Below are 21,714 nucleotides of genomic sequence, written 5' to 3'. Positions count from 1 at the left end.
CCCCGACTCAGAAACTGAACCCCAATTCGGCGGGCACGGCGCTGACGAATGCCGCGCTGAGCCGCTGCACAATTTCAAAGTCCTTGGCACGCACGCGGTTTGCCGCGACGAAGCCGTCGGCTCGGTGCCCGCCCAGATACAGGCTGCCCAGCACGTCGAGGTCGAGTTCGACGTCGGCGGCTTCGCCGGTCGGTGTGCATCGTGCCCGGCCGTTCGTGATCTGCACGGCGAATCGTCCGCCGTCGCTGCGGAAACCGTCGGCGACCTCCAGCACCACGTCCAGGTCGGCGGAATAGTGCCTGGCCTCAAGTGCGCGCGGGACGTTCATGATGCGCAACCACAGATCGTCGGCGCTCGACGTCACCCGGGCCAGCCGCGGATTGGTGAGCAGATAGGGCAACGCGTCGCCCGGATGCGTCCAGGTCGTGACCTTCTCCATCAGATCCAGGCCGAGCAGTGCCCGCCACAAGGCCGCGTGCGCCTCGGGCGTGGCGGCGGTGAGCTCACCGACGCGCACGACCTTCGGGCCGTCGCCGTGCAACCGGTACAGCGCATAGCCGTCGCGGTGCAGGAAGGCGAACCATTCGGTGCCGCCGCCACGGGCCTTCTCCCGGTCCGCCAGCAGGTCATCCCACAGTCCCGCAGGCCGTACGAGGCCGCCGGGGGTCTGTCGTCGCCAACGGTCGTAGATGTCGATCAACTCGTCGCGATGTTCAGCCGGTTTGACCATGCGCACGCCGCCCGGATCAGGCGCCGAGGCATGGAAACCGGCGAACCGCCGGTCGATGGACACCTCCTGCACGGTGGTCGCCGGTCCGTAGCCGAAGCGGCCGTAGATCCCGCCCTCGCTCGCCGTCAGGGCCGCGATCGGATAGCCGGCGTCGGCGATCCGATCGTGCAGGTCGGTGTACATCGCGCGCAGAATGCCGCGCCGCCGATGGGTGGGCGCAACCGCGACGAAGCTCAGACCGGCGACCGGAAGTTCCGCCCCGCCCGGCACGGTCAGTGTGAGATCGAGGTAGAGCGACTGCCCGACGATGTCGGCGGACGAACCGTCGCCGCCGTCGCGCACCACGACCGCCCCGCCGGCAGGCACGAGTCCGCGCCAGACGGCCATCGTTTCCGGATCCTCGAGTTCACCGAAAGCGGTGCCGCCGAGCATTGCCATCCCGGCCCAATCGGCGTCGGTGATGTCGTGCAGGATTTGCGGAGTCAGTTCAGTCGCGGTCTCGCTCACAGGATTCGACGGTGCCACACGCGGCCGGTCGGCCGCGACCGATTTTCGGGGTTGGTCAGGCTTTTCGGCGCGGCGTCAGCGCTTGAGCCAGCCGTTCACCGCTGCGAGGTCACGGGTGTAGGTGGTCATGATGTCGTCGTGATACAGCGTTGCACCGCTGATTGCGCTCGACCCCTGCCACACCACGCGGATCCGGGTGGTGCCGCGCTGGTAGACGTCGACGCGGTCGAGATCGCGGTGCTGCCATCCGCCGGACTCGGCCAGCTGACCGAGTTCATGCCGCTCGTCGGTTGTGGTCATGGGCCGATCCTATCGTCGGGCCCGCTGGTCGACTGCCACGACCACCGGCGCGGTGTTGTAGCCGCTGACCCGGACCCACTTCGCGGACGGCTCTGGTTCGCCGATTCGGCCGGTCAGCTCGACCGTCTCTCCGGGATAGACCGTGACGTAGTTGTCGGAGTATTCGATCGGCAGGATCTCGTCACCGTCGCGCGTTGAGGTGATCTCGGCCCGCTCGAAGAACGCGATGCGGCGGGTGGGATTGTGCAGCCGGATGGTCACGGTCGTGCCATCGCCTTCGGGCGACCGCTGAGCCGTCACACGCAGCGGAACCCGCGCCATGGTGTTGAGCGGAGTCATGTCGGCCCAGCTCGTCTGCCGCAGGTCGAACGCCCAGTCGTTGGACGGGCTGCCGACGTCGTCGCGCTGCTGGGATTGCCAGTACGTGTTGTCGGCGATGACCGAGCCTGCGGCGTCGAGGAGTTCGCACCGCACGAAATACACCTCGGATATGTGAGCCGGGCGCGGCAGCCCCAAGACCTGGGTCGCGCCGCCGGATGCCACCGCGACCGGACCGCTCGTCCGGTCGTCGCGCACCTGGCCGGCGAGGTCATAGGTGCGGACCCGCACGCGCAGGTCGTCCCGCGCAGCGGGTGATTGATTGACGACCGTGATGTTGGCCGTGTCATGGTCGCCGGTGGCATACGAGTCGAACACGACCGACAGCGGCCGCAAGCCTTTCTTGGCGCCGAAGTACGCGCCACCCGGCCGCAGGTAATAGTCGAAGAGGTGACCGAAGAACGACGGCCAGTGGTTGTTGAGCATCCAGTAGACCGTCATCTTGTGGGTGGCCCAGCCGAGCGCCGCGAACGCCTCGAACTGCGCGCGGGTGGACTCGTAGTGCGCGGCCTGCGCCTTGCGCGCGAACTCCTCGGCACTGCGTGAGGACCCGTACCGCTGCATGACCGCGGTGCGGATGCTGTTCAGGTTGGCGTTGCCCGGGTCGGCCCCGGCGTGGAAGTACCACGCATCGTTGATCGGCCAGAGTTTGTCGGGCGGGATGAACTTCTTGAGGCTCGCGAACGGCGGGATGTGCTCGTTGTCGCCCTGTTCGGCATTCGCGCCGCGGGCCGCCTGGTAGCGCCCGCTGAACCAGTAGCTCGGCGGACGCCAGGTGTACGGGCCGGCCATATGGATACCGTCCCAATCCACCTCTCCCTTGTCGTCATGGGCCAGCGAGGACACCGTGTCGACGACGGCGTTGGGCCAGTGCAATTCGTCCAGAATGTCGTGGTAGCCGTCGAGGACGGGCTGCGGCGGCTTGCCGTCACTACCGTTGGCCCACAGGAACGCCGACGGATGGCCACGTAGCGACAAGATCTGCGAGCGCAGGCTGTCGTCCGCGACACGGCGATCCTCGTCGTCCCACTGCCACCATTTCTCCCACTGGTTGCAGCACATCCACCCGTACATCAGCGGGATGCCGAGTTCGTCGGCGCGCTCGATGATGTTGTTGCCCGGGAACTTTCCCTCCAGCCGCAGCATGTTGAGGCCCATGTCGCGGACATAGCCCAGGATCGCGTTCTCCCGCTGCGGGTCATACCGGAACAGCAGATCCGGTGTGTACGCCGCGCCGCGAACCAGGAAGTCGCGGCCGTTGACGGTGAGATAGAAGCTGCCGCCGCGCCCGAGAGCCGGGAACTGCTCGTCGTCGTCGCGGTGCTGCTCAACCGTGCGGATACCGAAACGCGACCGGTCGGCGTCGGTGACATGCCCGTACTGCACGAACTCCACCCGCACGTCGTAGAGGTTGGGCTCCCCCATCGTGTACGGCCACCACAGATCGGGATCCGGCAGGGTCAGCGCGGCGAAAGTGTCCGGGTCGAACCGGAGTTCGCGCGTTTCGCCGGGTGCCAGACGCACCGCCTGATCCACCTCGACATCGGGCTTACCGGCCCGGCTGATCGTGGCGCGCACCAGGCCACGCATCGCGTTGCCGGTGGTGTTGCGAATACCGGTGTACACCGTGAGCCGGGCCCGGTCGGTGGCAGGCAGCGGCAGCTCGGTGGTGACCATCGTGTCGCTCAGCACGGCGGGACCGGAGAAGCTCAGGTAAACCGGTTTGAAGATCCCCGCATTGCGGTCGGGCACAAAGGAGTTCCCACGCATCGGGTCCTTGCCCGGCCCCTGGTAGCCGATGCGGTTCCAGTTGATCCAGTCCCACCAGCTGTCGGCGAGCTCCACCCCGTCGATGTCTTGCAGTGCCTGCTCCGGTGTGATCTTGACCGCCAGGGTGTTGGCGTTTCCGCGATTGATCCACGGCGCCACGTCAAGCTCATGCGCGGTGTGCATACCGACCACGACCGAGTTGCCCGCGATCAATGTCCCGTTGAGCCACACCTCGGCGCGGTAGTTGATGCCGGGAAACTCCAGCCGGTAGCTGGAGCTTGCGGGCGGGGCGTCGAACGTCGTTCGGTACCACCAGTCTTGGCGCCATAAGTCATCGGGAACCTTGGCGAGGTTCTCGCCGAAGTACAGATCCGGATAGGTTCCGTCGTCCTGCAGCGCCTGCAGGACGGTCGCGGGCATGGTCTTGACCCCATGCCAATCCCCTGCGACGTCACCCGGCGTCGACAGCGCCGCGCCGTCGGCTCGCACGCTCCGGGCCGACGCCAGCTCCCAACCCTGCGCGAGCTCGATGCGTCCCGACGGCGGTTCGGGCCGGGCGAACGACGGCAGGTCGGCAACGCACAGCGACGACACCAGCATGCTGACGACGGCGGCCACCAGAAGACGAGCGCGTCGGACGGAAATGGGCAGCTCCTCAGGGACCGGTGCGGCACCGCCTGCCGGGCGTGATGCCGTGTTCGGTCATTCTGCCGCCGCGGGCCGCGCGCCGCCGCGCCGGATGCCGTCAGAGCTTGTGTGGTACGTCGTTGACCAGGCCACCGTCCATCACGAATTCGGCACCCGTCGCGTAGCGGGATTCGTCACTGGCCAAGAAGACGACAAAACTCGAGACTTCGTCGGGTTGGCCCGGCCGGCCCAGCGGGATGGTGAGCATGTCTTCCGGGAAATGTTCGGTCATCGGGGTGCGGATGAAACCCGGGTGGATCGAGTTGACCCGAATCTGTTTGGACCCGAGTTCGAGCGCAGCCGACTTCGTCAGACCGCGCACGGCCCATTTGGACGCGACATAGGGGTGCACCATCGCGGCGCCGCGCAGTCCCTCGATCGACGAGACGTTGATGATCGAGCCGCCGCCTGCGGCTTTCATCGCCTTGACCGACGCCTGCATGCCGAGGAACGTCCCGGTCAGGTTGACGTCGATGACCTTCTGCCACTGGGCCATGTCGAACTTGCCGATCTGCCCGAGCGCGACGATGCCCGCGTTGTTGACCAGCACGTTGAGCAGCCCGAAGTCCGACGTCGCGGTCGCGACCGCGGCGTCCCACTGGTCGGCTTCGGTCACGTCGAGATGGACGTAGCGAGCGGCATCGCCGAGCGCGGCCGCGAGCGCCTTGCCCTCGTCGTCGAGGATGTCGCCGATCACCACCTTGGCGCCCTCGGCCACCAGGGCCCGGGCATGTTCGGCGCCCATACCGCGTGCGCCACCACTGATCAGTGCAACTTTTCCGTCAACCCGTCCCATGACGCGTGAGGCTACCGCAGGCACGGCACAAATTAGAACCTGTTCCAATTTTCTTGCCGAGTGGGCATACTTCGTTCCCATGGTCTTTCGCGTCGCCCACATCGGAACTGGAAACGTCGGTCGCCTGGCGCTGACCGGGCTCCTGACCAATCCGGCCTACGAGCTGACGACGCTGTGCGTCTCGGCCGAATCCAAGGTCGGCAAGGACGCGGGCGAGCTTGCCGGCCTTGACCTTTCGACCGGCGTCACCGCCGTCGCCGATCTCGACGCGGTGATCGCGGCCAAACCGGACTGTGCGGTGTACTGCGCGATGGGTGACACCCGCGGACCGGAGGCGATCGCCGACGTGGTGCGGCTGCTGGCCGCGGGCATCAACGTCGTCGGGTCGGCCCCGGTGAGCCTGCAGTTCCCCTGGAAGCTCATGCCGGGCAAGTACATCGCGGGCATCGAGGAAGCCGCCCAGGCCGGCAATGCGAGCCTGTTCATCACCGGCGTCGATCCCGGCTTCGCCAACGACCTGATCCCATTCGCCCTTGCCGGCACCTGCCAGAGCATCGAACAGGTCAGGTGCATGGAGATCGCCGACTACGCGACCTACGACGGCGTGACCGTGATGTTCGACGTGATGGGCTTCGGCAAACCGCTCGACGAGACGCCGATCCTGTTCCAGCCGGGTGTGCTGAGCATCGCGTGGGGTACGTCGATTCGCCAGCTGGCGGCCGGCTTGGGCATCGAGATCGACGACATCACCGAGGTCTGCGAAAAGGAGCCGGCACCCGAGGCGTTCGACATCGCCGCCGGCCACGTCGCGAAAGGCACTGTGGCGGCACTTCGGTTCGAGATCCGCGGCATGGTCAAGGGCGAACCGGCGATCGTCATCGAACACGTCACCCGCTTGCGCGGCGATCTGCGTCCGGATTGGGCACAGCCGGCGCAGCCCGGCGGCTCCTACCGCGTCGAGATCGTCGGCGAACCGTCCTACGCCGTCGACATCTGCCCCACGAGCCGCAAGGGCGACCACAACCATGCCGCGATCGTCGCGGCGGCCGGCCGCATCGTGAACGCGATTCCCGATGTGGTCGCCGCCGCGCCCGGCATCCGGACGACTCTCGACATGCCGCTGGTCACCGGCAAAGGGCTCTACGGGTTGGGCTGACGCGCGCCGGTCCGCTCGGCCTAGCGCCGGCGCGCCACCGGACGGTCCAGCGACAGCACGGGCCAGCCGTGGTTCGCCGCGGCGGCGGCCAGACCGGGCCGCGGATTGACGGGTCTCGGATGGCCCACCAACCGCATCAGCGCGCTGTCCTCGGGACCATCGGCGTAGAAGTAACTACGCTGCAGCTCAACGTCATTGCTCGAACAGAAGCCCTGAACCGCGTCAGCCTTGCGCGCCCCCCAGATGACGGGTTTGACGATTCCTCCGGTCAACCGGCCGTTCTCATCGGTCTCGAAGTGGTTGCACAGCACGTGGCCGATACCGAGGTGACGCGCGACCGGTTCGGCGTGGATGGTCAGCGCCGACGAGCTCATCACGACGGTGTGGCCACGGTCCTGATGCCGACGCACGACATCGCGCATGTGCGGATAGACCCGGTGCGCGAAGCGCTCGGCGAACAGCAGCTCACCGAGGTCGTCCAGTTCGTCGAGCGACTCACCGCGCAGGTATCCGGCGGCCCGCACCAGTAACCGCTCGAACGGCATCCTGCCGATGCGATAGCGGATCGAGGCCTCGATGATCCCGAGGATCTCGCCGAAGGCAGCCTGCCTCTGCCGGATGCGGTGGCGGGCGTGGGCGGTTGCGGTGAACCCGTCCACGAGGGTGCCGTCGAGGTCGAAAAAGGCTCCCACCTGCGCACCGCCCGGACCCGTGCCGATCTCCTCGAGCGATTCCGGTGGCGACAAGGTCAGTCCCATATCGCAAGTACATCAAGGGTCTGGGCTGCCGGTCGAATCCAGACTAGAAATGGGCTATGGCTCCTCAGCCGCAAGACGTCGTCATCAACGACATCGCCGCCGTCGTCGCCACCAGCCGATTCGGCGAGTCACTGGCTTGGTATGCCCGCATCATGGGCCGCGAGCCCGACCTGCAACCGGTGGACGGCGTCGCCGAATGGCAATTGACCGCGACCGCGTGGCTACAGCTCGTCACCGATGAGGCCGCCGCGGGTCGGACGGCGGTTCGGTTCGGGGTCTCCGATCTTGCCGCGACCATGACAGCCCTGGTCGACTACGACATCGAGGTCGGAGAACCGCAGGTCATCGCCGATATGGTCGCCGTCCTCGACGTCGCCGATCCGGATGGCAACGAGGTCTCATTCGTTCAGGAACTTGTTTGATTCAGCCGGGTCCGACCCCGCGCGGCGCCGGTGACGTATTAAACTAGAACACGTTTCAATTCGTGAACTTGTACATCCACCGCCCACAAGGAGCAGGTATGCACACCGCCCTCTGCGACGAACTCGGCATCGAGTTCCCGATCTTCGCGTTCACCCACTGTCGTGACGTCGTGGTCGCGGTCAGCAAGGCCGGCGGCTTCGGTGTACTGGGCGCGGTCGGATTCACCCCCGAGCAACTCGAGATCGAACTGAACTGGATCGACGAGCACATCGGCGATCACCCGTACGGCGTCGACATCGTGATTCCCAACAAGTACGAGGGCATGGATGCCAACATGTCCGCCGATGAGCTCAAGGGCATGCTGCAGTCACTGGTGCCGCAGGAGCACCTGGACTTCGCGAAGAAGATCCTCGCCGACCACGGCGTGCCGATCGACGACAGCGACGACAATGCGCTGCAGCTTCTCGGTTGGACCGAGGCCACCGCGACGCCGCAGGTCGAGATCGCGCTACGGCACCCGAAGATGACGCTGATCGCCAACGCCCTCGGGACACCGCCTGCCGACATGATCGAGAACATCCACGCGCAGGGCCGCAAGGTGGCTGCCCTGTGTGGGTCGCCGTCGCAGGCCCGCAAGCATGCCGACGCCGGCGTCGACATAATCATCGCGCAGGGCGGCGAGGCGGGCGGGCACAGTGGCGAGGTCGGCTCCATCGTGCTGTGGCCGCAGGTCGTGAAGGAAGTGGCCCCGGTTCCGGTGCTGGCCGCAGGCGGTATCGGCAGCGGCCAGCAGATCGCCGCGGCGCTGGCCCTCGGCGCAGCAGGCGCCTGGACGGGCTCGCAGTGGCTGATGGTCGAGGAGGCCGAGAACACTCCGGTTCAGCAGGCCGCCTACGCCAAGGCGTCCAGCCGCGACACCGTCCGCAGCCGGTCGTTCACCGGCAAGCCCGCGCGCATGCTGCGCAACGACTGGACCGAGGCGTGGGAACAGCCCGAGAACCCCAAGCCGCTCGGGATGCCGTTGCAATACATGGTTTCCGGTATGGCCGTCGCGGCGACGCACAAGTACCCCAACGAAACCGTCGACGTGGCGTTCAACCCCGTCGGCCAGGTGGTCGGCCAGTTCGAGAAGGTTGAGAAGACCTCTGCGGTGATCGAGCGGTGGGTGCAGGAGTACCTCGACGCGACGTCGACCCTGAACAACCTCAACGAGGCGGCCGGCGTGTAGACCACGCTTCAGCAAGCAGCGAAATGGCTGCGGAAACTCCGGTTTCCGCAGCCATTTCGTCGTTTCGGCGGCAAGCCTGGTGTGCGACCTGTCGATTATGTATGGTTACATACATAGCCGAAGAAGGGTGAGGATGTGGCCGGCCCGCGCGAACGCATGGTGGTCTCCGCAGCGTTGCTGATCCGGGAGCGCGGGGCGCACCCGACCGCCATAGCCGACGTCCTTGCCCACAGCGGCGCCCCCCGCGGCTCGGCCTACCACTACTTCCCCGGCGGCCGCACGCAACTCCTGTGCGAGGCAATCGATTACGCGAGCGACCAGGTGGCCGCTCGGCTCGACAAGGCGCCGAGTGCCATGGCACTGCTCGACGGTCTGATCGCCGGATTCCGCAAACAACTCCTCGACACCGACTTCCGGGCCGGATGCCCCGTGGTCGCCGTCGCGGTCGAGGCCGGCGACCCGCAACAGTCCGACACCGCGGTTCTCGAACGCGCGGGTGCCGCCTTCGTCCGGTGGACGCAGGTGGTCACGCAGCGGTTGCGGGCCGACGGTGTGGACGCCGGGCGCGCCGAGGAACTGGCGATGCTGATCACCACCGCCATCGAAGGGGCGGTCGTCGTCGCGCGTGCCACTCGTGACGTCAAGCCACTCGATCTGATCCACCGTCAACTGCGCGAGCAATTGGCGACGACGAACGGAGAACCGCAGTGACCGTCGACGAATGGCAGCACACGGCTTGCATTCTGTGCGAATGTAACTGCGGCATCGTGGTGCAAGTCCAGGACCGTACCCTGGCCAAGATCCGCGGCGACAAACAACACCCCGCGTCTCGCGGCTACACCTGCAACAAGGCGCTGAGGCTCGATCACTATCAGAACAACGCCAACCGCCTGACCTCGCCCATGCGACGACGTCCTGACGGCAGTTACGAGGAGATCGACTGGGACACCGCGATCGCCGAAGTCGCGGAGGGATTTCAGCGGATCGCGAAAACCTATGGCGGCGAACGGATCTTCTACTACGGCGGCGGCGGGCAAGGAAACCACCTGGGCGGCGCCTACAGCTCGGCGTTCCTCAAGTCACTCGGGTCGCGTTACCGCTCGAATGCCCTGGCCCAGGAGAAAACCGGCGAAGCCTGGGTCGACGCGCACCTGTACGGCGGCCACACGAGGGGCGAATTCGAGCACGCCGAAGTGTCAGTGTTCGTCGGCAAGAACCCGTGGATGTCGCAGAGTTTTCCGCGCGCACGGGTGGTGTTGAACGAGATCGCGAACGATCCGGCCCGCTCCATGGTTGTGATCGACCCCGTCATCACCGACACCGCCAGGATGGCCGACTACCACTTGCGCGTACGGCCGGGCACCGACGCCTGGTGCCTTGCCGCGCTTGCCGCCGTTCTCGTGCAGGAAAACCTCTGTGACGAGGCATTTCTCGCTGAGCACGTCACCGGGGTTGATACGGTTCGAGCCATTCTCGCTGAGGTCGACATCGCCGATTACGCACGCCGCTGCGGAGTCGATGAACAGCTGATCCGGGCGGCTTCGCGTCGCATCGCCTGCGCCGCCAGTGTCGCGGTGTTCGAGGACCTCGGCGTCCAGCAGTCACCCAACTCGACCCTGTGCTCGTATCTCAACAAACTGCTGTGGATACTCACCGGGAACTTCGCCAAACGCGGTGCGCAACACCTGCATTCGTCGTTCGCCCCGCTGTTCGGCAAGGCCGGGGTCGGGCGCACGCCGGTCACGGGTGCCCCGGTCATCGCCGGGCTCGTCCCGAGCAACGTCGTGCCGCAGGAGATTCTGACCGACCACCCCGACCGCTTCCGGGCCATGATCGTCGAGAGCAGCAATCCCGCGCATTCGATCGCCGATTCGGCCGCCGTACGCGCCGCGCTCGCCGAGCTGGAGTTTCTCGTCGTGATCGACGTCGCGATGACCGAGACCGCCCGCCAGGCCCACTATGTGCTGCCGGCTGCCACCCAGTTCGAGAAGCCCGAGGCGACGTTCTTCAATCTGGAGTTCCCGCACAACACTTTTCACCTGCGCCATCGGCTGTTCGAACCGCTCGCGGGCACCTTGCCGGAACCCGAGATCTGGGCGCGACTGGTGCGCGCCCTCGGAGTCGTCGACGACGCCGAGTTACGTCCGTTGCGCAAAGCCGCCGCCGACGGTCTACCGGCGTTCTCCACGGCGTTTCTGGCCGCGGTCTCGTCGAACCCGGCATTGACGAAAGTGCTTCCCTACGTGCTCTACGAAACGTTGGGTGCGACGCTTCCCGAGGGGCTAGCCGGTGCGGCGGCCCTGTGGGGACTGGCCCAGAAGGCCGCGATGACGTATCCGGACGCCGTGCGCCGAGCAGGGCATGCCGACGGCAACGCGCTCTTCGAAGCGATTCTGACGCACCGGTCCGGCGTGACCTTCACCGTTCACGAATACGCCGACGACTTCAACCTCATCGGCCATCCCGATCACAAGATCGCGCTGGCGATGCCCGAGATGCTCGATGACATCCGCGCACTGCGCGCCGATCGGCCGCCACTCACCAGCCCCGAGTTCCCGATCGTGCTGTCGGCCGGCGAACGCCGTGCATACACCGCCAATGACATCATCCGTGACCCGGCGTGGCGTAAACGCGATGCCGACGGGGCGCTGCGGGTGAGCGTCGAGGACGCCGACGCGCTCGGCCTCGTGGACGGTGGCCGTGCGCTGGTCACCACCGCGGCAGGTCACGCCGAGGCCAGCGTCGAGATCAGCGACGCGATGCTGCCCGGTCATGCCTCATTGCCCAACGGTTACGGCCTGGACCATCCCGACGGCGACGAAGTGGCGGCGCCAGGTGTGGCGCCCAACGTGCTCACTTCCACCGAATGGCGTGACGCCTATGCCGGAACGCCATGGCACAAGCACGTTCCGGCCCGTATCGAGCGGGTGTAGCCGCTACTCCGGTGGCGGCTGCGGAGGCTGCGGCCCCGGCGCCACCCCTGGCGGTGGCAGCGCCGCCGGGTCGAGTGGGCGTTGGGTCAGCAGGAACAGTGCTTCGTTGAAGCTGACGTCCTGGGTCTGCATGGCATGCCAGATGTCGCGCAGGTAGGACACGCCGCGGCCCTGCTGTGGGCCGGCCGGGACATCGGTCGTCCCGGGTGGCAGGTTCTGCAGGCTGGACAGATGCGGCGTGCCCTCCACCGGGTCGGCCACGGCGGGTGCCGGCGGTGGCGGCGGTCCCGGGTCGGCGACCGCCGATGGCGCCGCCAGAACGCCGGCCAGGGCTGCAGCACAGCAGACGGCGACGCCAGCTGCGCTTCTGATAACTCTGCTGTGCACCGCGATCCCCCTTCGTCCAGGTTTTTCCTGTTTTTCCCCTGACCCCGCCGGAGTGTTACAGCTGTGGCGGATGTTCTCTTGAGTTATCCAGTGGAACACGTTTCAGAACGACGCGTCGGGAGTTTTGAGGAGTTTGAGTAACCTCCCGCGAACACTTGGTTCCTTGGTGTAGCAATTGATTACGTGAACTAGACGCCGTACCAAGGAGAACCCCTGTGGTCATGAGCGAGCCTGCCCTTCACCTTCCCGCCGGATTCGACTTCACCGATCCCGACATCTACGCGGAACGGTTGCCCATCGAAGAACTCGCCGAGATGCGCAAGCTGGCACCGATCTGGTGGAACGAGCAACCGCGCGGCGCCGGCGGATTCGACGACGGCGGGTTCTGGGTCGTCACCAAGCACAAGGACGTCAAGGAGGTGTCGCTGCGCAGCGACGTGTTCTCCAGCCTGGAGAAGACCGCGCTGCCGCGCTACCGCGAGGGCACCATCCCGCAGCAGATCGACCAGGGAAAGTTCGTGCTGCTCAACATGGACGCCCCGCACCACACCCATCTGCGCAAGATCATCTCGCGCGCCTTCACGCCGCGCGCCGTGGAACGCCTCCGCGATGACCTTGCCGAACGCGCACGCACGATCGTTCGTACCGCGGCCGCCGAGGGCCGAGGAGATTTCGTCGAACAGGTGTCATGTGAACTGCCACTGCAGGCGATCGCGGGTCTGATGGGCGTGCCCCAAGAGGACCGCAAAAAGCTGTTCGACTGGTCCAATCAAATGGTCGGCGACCAGGATCCGGAGTTCGCGAACAACGACGCCATCAGCGCATCGGTCGAATTGATCATGTACGGCATGCAGATGGCGGCCGAGCGCGCCGAGAATCCCGGCGACGACCTCGTCACCAAGCTTCTGCAGGCTGACGTCGAGGGCCACAAGCTGTCCGACGACGAATTCGGATTCTTCGTCATCCTCCTCGCCGTGGCGGGTAACGAGACGACCCGCAATTCGATCACCCAGGGCATGATGGCGTTCACCGACCATCCCGATCAATGGGAACTGTTCAAGCGCGAGCGGCCGAGCACCACCGCCGACGAGATCGTGCGTTGGGCGACACCGGTCACGTCGTTTCAGCGCACCGCGCTCGAGGACACCGAACTGTCCGGCGTGCCCATCAAGAAAGGCCAGCGGGTCGTGATGTTCTACCGCTCGGCGAACTTCGACGAGGACGTGTTCGAAGACCCGTTCACGTTCAACATCCTGCGCGACCCGAATCCCCACGTAGGTTTCGGCGGTACGGGTGCGCACTACTGCATCGGCGCCAACCTCGCCCGGATGACGATCGACCTGATGTTCAACGCGATCGCCGATGAGACGCCCGACCTCACACCGCTGTCCGCACCGGAACGGCTGCGGTCGGGCTGGCTCAACGGCATCAAACATTGGCAGGTCGACTACCGGGGCGCTGCCGGTGCGACATGTCCTGTCGCGCACTAGTACTCGGATAGTCGATGATGGAGCGCCAGTAGTCTTCGGGGATCTCGGTGTTCGACCGGAGCACCATCGCCAGCCCGGTCGCCATCGCGATGCCGAGCAATCCCAGCCACAGCCCGGCCAGTGCGATCCCGATCCACAACACGGTCGTCAGCGCCGGCCACGGCGACAGCACCGCGAGAACCGGTGCGAAGAAGAACCCGGTTCCGACGTACCACGCCGAACCTGCCCGGTCCGCGGCCATCACGAACCGGAGCCAGCGGGGAATCGGACGTGGGGTGTGCTGCACCGCCTGCATCGTCGCCTCCTCATATTCGTCGACGACTCCACGGTGACGCCCGTGGGGTAATCACCGCAATTACCCGAGAGGTAGTAGCCGCTTGCCGTCGGATGGTTGACACTCAGGTGGTGACCACCCTCGCCGCCCAGACATCGATCGGTCCGCTGATGCGCGAGTGGCGTCAGCGCCGCCGGATCAGCCAACTCGACCTCGCAATCGAGGCGGACGTGTCGGCCCGACATGTCAGCTTCATCGAGACCGGCCGATCCGTCCCGAGCCGCGCGATGGTGCTTCGGCTCGCCGAAGTCCTCGATGTGCCGTTGCGCGAACAGAATCAATTGCTCTTGGCGGCTGGTCTGGCGCCGGTATACACCGAGCGGACACTCGATGACCCCGACATGGGTGCGGTGCGCGAAGGCGTAAGCCGGGTTCTGGAGGCCTACAACCCCTATCCGTGCGTAGTGATCGATCGCGGATGGAATCTCTTGCAGGCCAATGCCGGTGCGGGTGTGATGCTGGAAGGCGTCGCACAGCACCTGCTGGCAGAGCCGAATGCATTGCGCATCACCCTGCATCCCGAAGGCATGGCCCCGCGTATCCGCAACCTGGCCGAATGGCGCCATCACCTCATCACCCGGCTGCGCCGGGAGGTGTCGGTCAGCGGTTCGGCCGAGTTGGCCGACCTCTTGACCGAGATCGAGTCGTACCCGGGCGGATTGGCTCAGGTTCGCGATCTCGGTGGTGTGGTGGTGCCGTTGGAGTTGGCCACACCGCGGGGCGACGTACTCACGTTTCTGTCGACCGTGACCACCTTCGGCACCGCGCTGGATCTCACCGCGGCAGAACTGAGCATCGAGGCCTTCCTGCCCGCCGACGAGCAGACTGCCGCCGCGTTGCGCTGACTGCGAGCTCACTGGTCTGACCACTTGACCTCTTACCGGTAAAGATGCACCATGAGTCCATGGCCTTGCAACCGGTGAACCGGAGATCCGTACCCGAGGACGTGTTCGACCAGATCATTTCCGAGGTGCTCAGCGGCGAGATGCAGCCCGGAGAGTCGCTCCCGAGTGAACGCAAGCTCGCCGAGGTCCTCGGAGTGTCCCGTCCCGCGGTACGTGAGGCGATCAAGCGCCTGACCGCCGCAGGCCTGGTCGAGGTGCGCCAGGGCGACGCAACCACGGTGCGTGACTTTCGTCGGCATGCCGGACTGGATCTCCTGCCCCGCCTGCTGTTCCGAGCGGGCGAACTCGACATCTCCGTCGTCCGGAGCATTCTGGAGACCCGACTGCACAACGGCCCCAAGGTCGCCGAGCTCGCCGCTCGGCGCCGACAGCCCGACTTGCCCGATCTTCTCGATGCGACGCTTCACACCCTGCAAATCGAGCCGGACCCGATCGAACAACAGCGTCATGCGATGACGTTCTGGGATCACGTGGTCGACGGCGCCGATTCCATCGCATTCCGGTTGATGTTCAACACTCTTCGCGCGACATATGAGCCGGTGTTGCCCGCACTCGCCACGCTGATGGCCGAAGAGGTCGGCCGACCGGAGGCATACCGGCGCGTCGCCGATGCCATCGCGGCCGGTGATGCCACCGCTGCCCGGCAGACGGCACACGATCTTCTCGAACCGGGCACCAGCGCACTGCTGGCAGCTCTGGAGAGTCTGGAGGAAAACCGGTGACACGCAAGAACTTCACCCTGGCCGAGGCGGCCCACGAATTCATCAGGCACCCCTCGCCCTGGATGATCGGCGCCACCCTGGCGGTTTCGGCAACCGCGCGCGTGGCCCTCGGCGACTGGCGGCTGACCGACGCTCTGGTGCCCCTGGTGATGCTCGCAGCGTTCCCGTTGTTCGAGTGGATCGTGCACGTATTCGTATTACATTGGCGGCCAAGGCAACTCGGTGCACTCACGATCGACTCGATACTCGCACGCGACCATCGTAGACACCACGTGGACCCGCGCGACATCCCGTTGATCTTCATCCCGTGGCGGGCCCTGCTGTGGGTGCTGCCGGTAGCGGTAGCAGTTGCGGTGCTCGCATTTCCACGGCTCGAGCTCGGCCTGACCTTCTTGACGGTCCTCACGGTCCTAGGGCTGGGATACGAATGGTGCCATTATCTGATCCACAGCGACTACAAGCCCAAAACGGCGGTGTACCGGGCGATTTGGCGTAATCACCGAAATCACCACTACAAGAACGAGCATTACTGGTTCACCGTGACAAGCGCAGGCACGGCCGACCGAATGCTCGGCACCTACCCCGATCCGGCTAGCGTGCCCACGTCACCGACAGCCAAAGACCTGCACGCGGCTACGCCTGCACGATGATGGGATCGCCCACACTGACGGTGTCGAAGTACCAGGCGGCGTTGTCCGGGCTCAGATTGATACACCCGTGGCTCACGTTCGCGTAACCCTGCGATCCCACCGACCACGGCGCGCCGTGCACGTACACACCGCCCCAGGTCACGCGCACCGCGTCGTTGACGGTGAGCTTGTATCCCTCGGGATCGCTCAGCGGAATGCCGATGGTCCGCGAATCCATGACCACGACAGACTCTTTGGAAAGAGCGGTGAAAGTGCCGGTCGGCGTCGGGAATTTGGGCTTGCCCATGGACGCCGGCATCTCACGCACCACCTGATCGTCGATGCTGACGGTGAACGTGTGCGCGTCGATGTCCGCAACACCGACCACCGCGGCGCCGGTTTCGAAGCTGGTTTTGGCGCCACCTGCCGAAACAGCGATGGTCGAATGAGCCGGCCAGAACTGATCGGGAGTCCACTGCATGACATCGTCACTGAGCCAGGTGAACTCCCCCGTCGGGGTGCTCGTCGACGACACCCGCAGGCTCTTCTCGGCGGCCCGGCGGTCGGTCACCGGCGCGGTGAAAGTGACGGTCACGGGATGTGCGACACCCACCACGTCGCCCGCAGCGGGCTCGATCTTGGCGGCGGTGGAGGCGGTGCTGACGCCGGCTTCCGCGACGTTAACCGAGCCGGCGAGCGCGACGACTGCGACCCCGATCGCCGCAAACACCTTCAGTACCGAGCCCCGAACTGTCGTCGTCGTGGGCGATGGTGTGCTCAGCATTCCTCCAGTGTAGGTCGTGGCGCGAGTGGCACCGGTTAGGCGCAGCTCGGCACCGGCCGGCGCGACGTCAGTATCACGGCGGGAGTTGCCCATGGTCACTTCATCGACACGTCCTGCCGGAACGTTTCATCCGACGCCGGCGCGCACTCCCGCCGCAGCACGGCCATGTGCCATCAGGGCGTATCCGAAGCCCACGAATACCAGCCCCAGCAGGCCGATGTTGGTCAACACACCGAGGTTGCCGACTGCATCCGGATCGAGGAAGTAGTACGGCACGCGCCGGCCGGCACTGCTCAACACCAGCAACGCAAGCCCGACGTAGACGGCCGGATACAGCAGCCAGATCAAAGGTTGCCACCATCGGATCGCGCCCTGTGCGCCACCCACGAGCAGCCACTCGGCTACGGCCAGAAGCGGCACCAGTACATGCAAAAGCAGATTGGCCGGCGTGTATCCCATGCTCGCCTCGGTGAGGAAGAGATTCCAGATGACGCCGGCCACCAACACGTAGACCACGACTGCGCCACGCAAACCCGCCCTGGCGTCGGCCCGCCGCGAGACCAGCGTCCAGATATAGAACGCGGCCGCAAGCAGGTTGGCCTGATAGGTGAAGGTGATCAGCCGCCACAAGACGCCAGACCGCGTCGTGACCTCGACCAGCACGATGGCCAGCACCACCGCCGCCACGGTGCAGATCCTCAGGCCCGTCCGCACCGCAGCAGGATTCACCGCATCGAGAATAGCCGCTGTTTCAGGGCATCGGAGGCAGCGGCGGAGGCACCGGTGACGGCGCGATGTCCGGCGGGGGCGCCTGCTCCGGGACAGCGGGCGCGGGAGGCGCCAACTCCGCACCGATCGGTGGTGGAGCGGCGGGAGCCGGTGGCGGCGCGGCTTCCGGCGCAAGTGCGTTCGGTGCCGGTGGCACCGAACCGCCCAACGGCTGCTGTTCTGGCACATCCGGCCCGCCGCGCAACCGGTCACGGATTCTCGTGAGCAATGGCTTCTTGGTGGGCACCGGTGGCGAGAGGACCGGCGGCACCGCCTCTGGCACCGGCGCCGCGGGAACAACCGGCGGCGGGACGTCGGCGGGAACCGTCCCGACATCGGGTTCGGAGATGAACTCGGGTACGACCGGCTCGACGACAGCGGGCGGCTCGACAACGACGGGCGCGACTTCGGGAATCGATGGCGCCGCAGGCGGAATCACCGCAGCGGGTATGTGCTGGGTAGCGGCGGGCGTGCCGGAGACGCTGACCACCGGGCGCGTCTGGCGCGGGCCTGCTTCGGGTTCGGGCGCCGCGACGTGATGACTGATTGCCAACGATAGCGACACCACGAAGGTGATGATCCCGACGGCCAGCATGACCGCGGGGGCGAGCTGCGCAGGCCCCCAACGTCTGCGCCCGGGGTCTCGCGTCGGCTCGGTGAACATGAACCGACCGCGACGCGCTGACGCCAGGGCTGCGCCCCTGGCCAATGCCACGCCTTCGTCGGCCGGCGTGAATACCGGAATTTCAAGGGCAGCTTGCAGTTTCGGCATCACGGCGTCGAAATCGACTGCGGACCCGACGACCACGAGGGCATCCGGACGCGGTGTCGTCGCAGCGAACAGACCGCACAGCCAATCGGTCAGTCCCTGCACGGTCTCGATGCCATGGACCTGGGTGGTGCGTACCGGCCCATCGGTGGGAGTCGCAGTGAGCGCCAAGATCAATTCGGGCTCGATCACGCATACGACTGTGGTGTCGAATCCCACGACACCGGCGATGCCGCGCGCCAACGTGTCCGTAGCCTGCGGGAAGCGGATGGGTAACACGTTCGCGAAACCCGCATCGGACAGCGCCGTCAGCAGTTGGGAGGCTTCGATGTCGGCACCGTCGCTCCACGTGACGCCGATGGACTGCAGGCGGTGACCCCGCTCGGCCGAGACGGCCTCGGCGCGCGCCACCGCGGCGACCACGCGCTCAGTGACTTCAGCCAACGCCAGCGGTTCGAGGTCACGGATGTCGTAGGTCTCGTGGTCGACGGTGGCCCCATCGGCCTCCTGCCCTTCGACAAGAACGAGGCCGACGGTGGACGGAGTCAAAGAGACGCCGAGCACCGCGTCCACATGCACCCCCTCGGAGCTGTGGCCACGAAACGGTGGTCCGCCACCGAAGCATCGGAACGGACCGGAAAATGTGGCCGTCGTCCACCTTGTTCGGCAGACCTTACCGGTGACCTGGACCTCGAGTACACCTGTGGCCCCGCCGCACAGTCACGCGAAATGTGCTGTGTCCCAGAACACCGTGAACACAGCGCAACATCGGTTTGCCGACGAACCGGCGAAAGTCCCCGCCGCAGCGCGGCCGCGTGGCAGGGTGACCGCATGGCTGCAGTGCAGGACTCACACACCCGACGCACGTTCTTCGGCCATCCCGTCGGGTTGGCCAACCTCTTCGGCGTCGAGCTTTGGGAACGGTTCTCCTTCTACGGGATGCTCACGATCCTCGGCTACTACCTGTATTACACGGCCACCGATGGTGGACTCGGTTTACCGAAAACCACCGCCACGGGCATCGTGGGCGCCTACGGCGGCTTGGTCTACCTGTCGACTGTGCTCGGCGGCTGGATCGCCGACCGGGTCCTCGGCATGGAACGCACCGTGTTCTACGGCGGTGTGGTGGTGATGGCGGGACACATCGCATTGGCGGTGATCCCGGGTCTGACGGGCGTCGGTCTCGGTCTCGTGCTCGTAGCGCTCGGTTCAGGAGCGTTGAAAGCCAACGCCTCGTCTCTGCTTGGCACGTTGTACGAGAAGGGCGACGCGCGCTGTGACGGCGGCTTCACACTGTTCTATCTCGGCATCAATCTTGGCGCCTTCGTCGGACCTCTGATCACCGGGTTGTTGCAGACCCGCCTCGGCTTCCATTACGGCTTCGGTGCTGCGGCAATCGGGATGGGGCTGGGACTGACCCAGTATGTGTTGTTCCGGCGCAACCTCGGCACACACGGACGTATCGTCCCGAATCCCTTGCCGTCCAGCGCGATCGGCAAGGTCATCGCTGTCATCGTGGCCCTCGCGCTCGTAGCGGCCGCATTGTCCCTCTCCGGCGTGGTGACTTTGGCGAACCTGTCTCAGGCCACCACCGTCGTGATCGTCCTCGCTTCGCTGATGTACTTCACCGTGATGCTGACCAGCGCCAAGGTCACACCCGTCGAGCGCACCCGGGTCCGGGCGTTCATACCGCTCTTCATTGCCAACGCCGTCTTCTGGTCGCTGTTCCAGCAGATCTTCACGGTGCTGGCCGTGTATTCCGATGAACGGATGAACTGGTCGATCTTCGGCTGGACCGCGCCATCGAACTGGATCGGCTCGATCGAGCCAATCTGGATCATTTTGCTGTCACCGCTTTTCGCCGTTCTATGGACCCGTCTCGGCAATCGTGCGCCGACCACACCGCGCAAGTTCGCCTACGGCGTGATCGGCATGGGCGCAGCGTTCCTGTTGTTTCTGCCCATGGCGGGTACAACCGGACGGGCGGTACCCGCGCTGTTGGTCATGGGCATCATGGCGGTGTTCGCGATCTCCGAACTGCTCCTGTCCCCCATCGGCTTGTCGGTGACGACAAAGCTTGCGCCGGAAGCGTTCCGGGCACAGATGATGGCGCTGTACTTCTTCTCGGTCGGTCTCGGTACCGCGATGTCGGGCGTGCTCGCGCAGCGCTACGATCCCGCGCACGAGTTCGCATACTTCGGCATCCTCGGCGCCGTCGCGATCCTCGCCGGTGCGGCGGTGTTCGCGATGTCGGGGTGGATCACCCGCCTGATGGAGGGCGTGCACTAGACCGACAGGATCTCACGCAGCATCGGCGGCTCGATGTTGCCACCGGACACCACGACGGCGGCGGGGCCGGTAGGTGTCGCCGCCTTCCGGTACCCGGCAAGCGCCACCGCTCCGCTGGGTTCGGCGATCAGGTGGGCACGGTACGCCAGTTCCTGTACTGCCGAACGGATCTCGTCTTCGGTGACGACGATGACATCGTCCAGCACCCGCTGCAGATGGGCGAAGGTCAACTCGGATGGGGTCGATCGCAGACCGTCCGCGATCGTCCGGTTGCGTCGCGCCACCGGCCACTCCACCCGGCGCCCGAGGGCCAGGCTTTCGGCGGTGTCGGCGGCGAGTTCGGGTTCGACGCCGAACACCTTGGCGTGCGGGCACAACGCCCGGATCGCGGTGCCGATGCCCGAGGCCAGGCCGCCACCGCTGACCGGGATGAGTACGGCCGCAACGTCGCTGAGGTCCTGCGCGATCTCAAGCCCGATGGTGCCCTGCCCGGCGATGATGTCCGGGTGGTCGAAGGGAGGTACCAGAACTCCGCCGGTGCGTGCCACAAGTTCGTCGGCAACCTGTTCGCGCTTCCCGGCACCGCACAGCACCACCTCGGCGCCGTGGCCGCGGGTCGCCTCGACCTTGACGTTGGGCGTCTCCTCGGGCATCACGATGTGGGCGGTCACGCCGTACGCCGCCGCGGCGTAGGCAACGGCTTGTGCATGGTTGCCGCTCGAGTACGCGACCACCCCCCTGGCCCGGATGGCCGGATCCAACCGCCCGAGCGCATTGAACGCACCGCGAATCTTGAAAGCGCCGATCGGTTGCAGGTTCTCCGGCTTGAGCCAGAGTGGCCGGTCGGGGTCTCCCCAGCCGGCAGGCAACAGCGGCGTCGCGACGATGTCGGCGGCGATTCTTTGCGCGGCGTCGCGGATGTCATCGATGGTCACGAGTTTCACGGCGTCAAGTCTCGCGTGTCTCGGCGC

Annotated in this window: 21 protein-coding genes; 10 read left to right on the top strand and 11 right to left on the bottom strand. The window is 66.0% G+C overall.

Annotation, left to right across the window (positions count from 1 at the left end; genetic code table 11):
- Positions 1–7: 7 nt before the first annotated feature.
- The 4 genes from ACRCUN_RS26555 to ACRCUN_RS26540 all read right to left on the bottom strand — a co-directional run bounded on the left by ACRCUN_RS26555 (position 8) and on the right by ACRCUN_RS26540 (position 5,168).
- Positions 8–1,237, bottom strand: coding sequence for an enhanced intracellular survival protein Eis (locus tag ACRCUN_RS26555; RefSeq protein WP_462144608.1), 1,230 nt, complete (start codon positions 1,235–1,237; stop codon positions 8–10).
- A gap of 75 nt (positions 1,238–1,312) precedes the next feature.
- Positions 1,313–1,537 (bottom strand): hypothetical protein, encoded by a 225-nt coding sequence (locus ACRCUN_RS26550; protein ID WP_085150463.1) that lies wholly within the window; start codon positions 1,535–1,537, stop codon positions 1,313–1,315.
- Between the two features lie 9 nt (positions 1,538–1,546).
- A complete protein-coding gene (locus tag ACRCUN_RS26545) occupies positions 1,547–4,285 on the bottom strand; it encodes a glycoside hydrolase family 2 protein (RefSeq protein ID WP_462144672.1) in 2,739 nt (912 codons plus the stop codon).
- 145 nt (positions 4,286–4,430) lie between these two features.
- On the bottom strand, positions 4,431–5,168 hold the full coding sequence (locus ACRCUN_RS26540) for a glucose 1-dehydrogenase (RefSeq protein ID WP_462144607.1): 738 nt from the start codon (positions 5,166–5,168) through the stop codon (positions 4,431–4,433).
- A 79-nt stretch (positions 5,169–5,247) separates the two neighbouring features.
- Between ACRCUN_RS26540 and ACRCUN_RS26535 the strand changes: the two genes are divergently transcribed.
- On the top strand, positions 5,248–6,324 hold the full coding sequence (locus ACRCUN_RS26535) for an NAD(P)H-dependent amine dehydrogenase family protein (RefSeq protein WP_462144606.1): 1,077 nt from the start codon (positions 5,248–5,250) through the stop codon (positions 6,322–6,324).
- A gap of 20 nt (positions 6,325–6,344) precedes the next feature.
- Here the strand turns inward: ACRCUN_RS26535 and ACRCUN_RS26530 are convergent, their stop codons facing one another.
- Complete coding sequence (locus tag ACRCUN_RS26530) at positions 6,345–7,082, bottom strand: HAD family hydrolase (RefSeq protein WP_462144605.1); 738 nt, start codon at positions 7,080–7,082, stop codon at positions 6,345–6,347.
- 56 nt (positions 7,083–7,138) lie between these two features.
- On the opposite strand from ACRCUN_RS26530, the gene ACRCUN_RS26525 reads away from it, so the two are divergent.
- The 4 genes from ACRCUN_RS26525 to ACRCUN_RS26510 all read left to right on the top strand — a co-directional run bounded on the left by ACRCUN_RS26525 (position 7,139) and on the right by ACRCUN_RS26510 (position 11,666).
- Entirely contained in the window at positions 7,139–7,504 is a 366-nt protein-coding gene (locus ACRCUN_RS26525; RefSeq protein WP_462144604.1) for a VOC family protein, read from the top strand.
- Between the two features lie 98 nt (positions 7,505–7,602).
- Positions 7,603–8,733 (top strand): nitronate monooxygenase, encoded by a 1,131-nt coding sequence (locus ACRCUN_RS26520; RefSeq protein ID WP_462144603.1) that lies wholly within the window; start codon positions 7,603–7,605, stop codon positions 8,731–8,733.
- A gap of 135 nt (positions 8,734–8,868) precedes the next feature.
- Positions 8,869–9,444 (top strand): TetR/AcrR family transcriptional regulator, encoded by a 576-nt coding sequence (locus tag ACRCUN_RS26515; protein ID WP_462144602.1) that lies wholly within the window; start codon positions 8,869–8,871, stop codon positions 9,442–9,444.
- Entirely contained in the window at positions 9,441–11,666 is a 2,226-nt protein-coding gene (locus ACRCUN_RS26510) for a molybdopterin-dependent oxidoreductase (protein ID WP_462144601.1), read from the top strand. Before ACRCUN_RS26515 ends, ACRCUN_RS26510 begins: the two co-directional genes overlap by 4 nt.
- A gap of 3 nt (positions 11,667–11,669) precedes the next feature.
- On the opposite strand, the gene ACRCUN_RS26505 is transcribed toward ACRCUN_RS26510, so the two are convergent.
- On the bottom strand, positions 11,670–12,053 hold the full coding sequence (locus ACRCUN_RS26505; RefSeq protein ID WP_462144600.1) for a dopamine receptor D4: 384 nt from the start codon (positions 12,051–12,053) through the stop codon (positions 11,670–11,672).
- 221 nt (positions 12,054–12,274) lie between these two features.
- Between ACRCUN_RS26505 and ACRCUN_RS26500 the strand changes: the two genes are divergently transcribed.
- Positions 12,275–13,543 carry a cytochrome P450 gene (locus tag ACRCUN_RS26500; protein WP_462144599.1) on the top strand — a complete coding sequence of 423 codons (1,269 nt, stop codon included), beginning with the start codon at positions 12,275–12,277 and terminating at the stop codon, positions 13,541–13,543.
- On the opposite strand, the gene ACRCUN_RS26495 is transcribed toward ACRCUN_RS26500, so the two are convergent.
- Positions 13,482–13,838, bottom strand: coding sequence for a hypothetical protein (locus ACRCUN_RS26495; protein WP_462144598.1), 357 nt, complete (start codon positions 13,836–13,838; stop codon positions 13,482–13,484). The two genes, ACRCUN_RS26500 and ACRCUN_RS26495, sit on opposite strands and share 62 nt — an antisense overlap.
- A gap of 92 nt (positions 13,839–13,930) precedes the next feature.
- Between ACRCUN_RS26495 and ACRCUN_RS26490 the strand changes: the two genes are divergently transcribed.
- Genes ACRCUN_RS26490 through ACRCUN_RS26480 form a run of 3 tightly spaced genes read left to right on the top strand, consistent with a single transcriptional unit; the run spans position 13,931 to position 16,154 of the window.
- A complete protein-coding gene (locus tag ACRCUN_RS26490) occupies positions 13,931–14,722 on the top strand; it encodes a helix-turn-helix domain-containing protein (RefSeq protein WP_462144597.1) in 792 nt (263 codons plus the stop codon).
- Between the two features lie 59 nt (positions 14,723–14,781).
- Positions 14,782–15,504, top strand: coding sequence for a FadR/GntR family transcriptional regulator (locus tag ACRCUN_RS26485; RefSeq protein WP_462144596.1), 723 nt, complete (start codon positions 14,782–14,784; stop codon positions 15,502–15,504).
- A complete protein-coding gene (locus ACRCUN_RS26480; protein ID WP_462144595.1) occupies positions 15,501–16,154 on the top strand; it encodes a sterol desaturase family protein in 654 nt (217 codons plus the stop codon). Before ACRCUN_RS26485 ends, ACRCUN_RS26480 begins: the two co-directional genes overlap by 4 nt.
- Here the strand turns inward: ACRCUN_RS26480 and ACRCUN_RS26475 are convergent.
- From ACRCUN_RS26475 to ACRCUN_RS26465, 3 genes are all read right to left on the bottom strand, one after another.
- The gene (locus tag ACRCUN_RS26475; RefSeq protein WP_462144594.1) at positions 16,138–16,917 is read right to left on the bottom strand and encodes a L,D-transpeptidase; all 780 of its coding nucleotides are present in this window, start codon (positions 16,915–16,917) and stop codon (positions 16,138–16,140) included. The genes ACRCUN_RS26480 and ACRCUN_RS26475 overlap by 17 nt on opposite strands.
- A 126-nt stretch (positions 16,918–17,043) precedes the next feature.
- Positions 17,044–17,646 (bottom strand): Pr6Pr family membrane protein, encoded by a 603-nt coding sequence (locus ACRCUN_RS26470; RefSeq protein WP_462144593.1) that lies wholly within the window; start codon positions 17,644–17,646, stop codon positions 17,044–17,046.
- A gap of 22 nt (positions 17,647–17,668) precedes the next feature.
- On the bottom strand, positions 17,669–19,027 hold the full coding sequence (locus tag ACRCUN_RS26465; RefSeq protein ID WP_462144592.1) for a DUF7159 family protein: 1,359 nt from the start codon (positions 19,025–19,027) through the stop codon (positions 17,669–17,671).
- 258 nt (positions 19,028–19,285) lie between these two features.
- On the opposite strand from ACRCUN_RS26465, the gene ACRCUN_RS26460 reads away from it, so the two are divergent.
- Entirely contained in the window at positions 19,286–20,743 is a 1,458-nt protein-coding gene (locus tag ACRCUN_RS26460; protein ID WP_462144591.1) for a peptide MFS transporter, read from the top strand.
- On the opposite strand, the gene ACRCUN_RS26455 is transcribed toward ACRCUN_RS26460, so the two are convergent.
- Positions 20,740–21,687, bottom strand: coding sequence for a threonine ammonia-lyase (locus ACRCUN_RS26455; protein ID WP_462144590.1), 948 nt, complete (start codon positions 21,685–21,687; stop codon positions 20,740–20,742). The genes ACRCUN_RS26460 and ACRCUN_RS26455 overlap by 4 nt on opposite strands.
- Between the last annotated feature and the right edge of the window lie 27 nt (positions 21,688–21,714).

The sequence above is a fragment of the Mycobacterium venezuelense genome (genome assembly GCF_054919535.1).
Note: the sequence above shows the minus strand (reverse complement) of the source record. Positions and strands in the feature narration are given on the sequence as shown.

Excerpts from the sequence above, each read along its gene's own strand:
- ACRCUN_RS26460 (WP_462144591.1), top strand. The coding sequence starts at position 19,286 with ATGGCTGCAGTGCAGGACTCACACACCCGACGCACGTTCTTCGGCCAT.
- ACRCUN_RS26485 (WP_462144596.1), top strand. The coding sequence starts at position 14,782 with ATGGCCTTGCAACCGGTGAACCGGAGATCCGTACCCGAGGACGTGTTC.
- ACRCUN_RS26535 (WP_462144606.1), top strand. The coding sequence starts at position 5,248 with ATGGTCTTTCGCGTCGCCCACATCGGAACTGGAAACGTCGGTCGCCTG.
- ACRCUN_RS26545 (WP_462144672.1), bottom strand. The coding sequence starts at position 4,285 with ATGCTGGTGTCGTCGCTGTGCGTTGCCGACCTGCCGTCGTTCGCCCGG.
- ACRCUN_RS26490 (WP_462144597.1), top strand. The coding sequence starts at position 13,931 with ATGGTTGACACTCAGGTGGTGACCACCCTCGCCGCCCAGACATCGATC.
- ACRCUN_RS26530 (WP_462144605.1), bottom strand. The coding sequence starts at position 7,082 with ATGGGACTGACCTTGTCGCCACCGGAATCGCTCGAGGAGATCGGCACG.
- ACRCUN_RS26550 (WP_085150463.1), bottom strand. The coding sequence starts at position 1,537 with ATGACCACAACCGACGAGCGGCATGAACTCGGTCAGCTGGCCGAGTCC.
- ACRCUN_RS26540 (WP_462144607.1), bottom strand. The coding sequence starts at position 5,168 with ATGGGACGGGTTGACGGAAAAGTTGCACTGATCAGTGGTGGCGCACGC.
- ACRCUN_RS26520 (WP_462144603.1), top strand. The coding sequence starts at position 7,603 with ATGCACACCGCCCTCTGCGACGAACTCGGCATCGAGTTCCCGATCTTC.
- ACRCUN_RS26500 (WP_462144599.1), top strand. The coding sequence starts at position 12,275 with ATGAGCGAGCCTGCCCTTCACCTTCCCGCCGGATTCGACTTCACCGAT.
- ACRCUN_RS26525 (WP_462144604.1), top strand. The coding sequence starts at position 7,139 with ATGGCTCCTCAGCCGCAAGACGTCGTCATCAACGACATCGCCGCCGTC.
- ACRCUN_RS26495 (WP_462144598.1), bottom strand. The coding sequence starts at position 13,838 with ATGCAGGCGGTGCAGCACACCCCACGTCCGATTCCCCGCTGGCTCCGG.
- ACRCUN_RS26475 (WP_462144594.1), bottom strand. The coding sequence starts at position 16,917 with ATGCTGAGCACACCATCGCCCACGACGACGACAGTTCGGGGCTCGGTA.